Below are 1,337 nucleotides of genomic sequence, written 5' to 3' on the forward strand. Positions count from 1 at the left end.
CCCAGCCGATCCGGGCCGCCGCGCCCGCGGGCGGCCGGACCGGCGCCGTCGCGCCGAGCGCCCGCAGCCCGGGCTGGATCAGCAGCACCGCCGGCACCGCGACCGCCGGCACCGCCAGGAAGACCCACCGCCAGCCGAGGTGCTCGACGATCAGGCCGGCCAACGCCGGACCGACCAGCGACGGGACGACCCAGGCCGCCGCGAACGCGGCGAACACCCGCCGCCGCAACTCCTCCGGGTACGCCTGACCCACGATCACGTAGAGCGCCACCGACAGCAGGCCCGAGCCGAAGCCCTGCACCACCCGGCCGACGACCAGCACCCCCATCGCCGACGCGCTCCCGGCGACCAGCAGCCCCACCACGAACCAGGCCACCCCGTGCCACATCGGCGCCCGGGGTCCCCGCGCGTCGCACCAGATGCCGGAGACCACCATCGCGACCACGCCGGAGGCGAACGGGCCACCGAAGGCGAGCGCGTACAGGGCCAGCCCGTCCAGGCTGCGGGCGACCGTCGGCATGGCGGTGCCGACGGCCAGCGCCTCGAACGCCAGCAGGGACACCAGGGCGATGCTGCCCACGGTCATCGCCCGCAGGCGCGGGGCGTACAGGTGCTCGGGCGGGGCGGCCGGAGCGGCGGTGGCGGTCACCGGCGGGCCGCGCGGGGTGTGGTCGGCATGCCCTCAGCCTCGGCCCTCAACCCGGGTTGAGGTCAACCGTGAGCCCCGTCTCGTCAGGCCGACTCCAGCGCCTCGCCCACCCCCTTCACCAGCCCGGACATGTGCTGGTCGGCCAGCAGGTGCCCGGCGGTGATCACCAGGGCCAACGGCCACTCGATGACCTGCAGCGCGGCCAGCACCCCGAGCCCGGCGTAGTAGGCGACCTTGTCCGGCGGCGGCACCGCCACCTCGCCGAGCATCGGGATCTCCACCCGCCGGCCGTACGTGCGGAGCGTCTCGTGTCCCCCACTGAGGTTGCGCGTCAGCGTGCTCATCCCGACCTCCCCGGTTCGCCCCACCATCGACGTCCGAACCGGCATTCCACCGGCGACCCGGTCCATGCCCCCGCCCGGCAGGGAAACTTCCCCTGCTCGCAGGGCATAACGGACTCTCCGTCGGGAAGCCAGGCCGCCGGGACGAGGCGCGGGAGGCGAGATGGCGTACGGCGAGCGCGGCAGCGGCACCGGGGAGCAGGGCCGGCGACTCGGCCGTACCGCTCGATGACGTCGCTGGGCCGGGTCGCGGCCGGCTCCTGCCGCCGGTCGGCGTGCCGGAAGCCGTCGCGCACGCGGTCCGTACCGTCGCCGCCGCCGTGCCGGACGCGGCCCGGGCCGCCACC

General features: G+C 76.0%; 2 protein-coding genes. Both read right to left on the bottom strand.

What is annotated here, in order from left to right; translation table 11 throughout:
• Positions 1 to 649 (bottom strand): MFS transporter (locus tag JNW87_RS38745; protein ID WP_375373614.1); only part of this gene is annotated, 649 nt, incomplete at its 3' end.
• Positions 650 to 732: 83 nt separating this feature from the next.
• Positions 733 to 1,038, bottom strand: a complete 306-nt coding sequence (locus JNW87_RS38750) for a hypothetical protein (protein ID WP_109801616.1) — start codon at positions 1,036 to 1,038, stop codon at positions 733 to 735.
• Positions 1,039 to 1,337 lie beyond the last annotated feature (299 nt).

Origin of the sequence: Micromonospora sp. ATA51 (genome assembly GCF_016802855.1) — a bacterium.
Taxonomy (GTDB): domain Bacteria; phylum Actinomycetota; class Actinomycetes; order Mycobacteriales; family Micromonosporaceae; genus Micromonospora; species Micromonospora sicca.

Coding starts and splice junctions, on each gene's coding strand:
- JNW87_RS38750 (WP_109801616.1), bottom strand. CDS start 1,038: ATGCCGGTTCGGACGTCGATGGTGGGGCGAACCGGGGAGGTCGGGATG.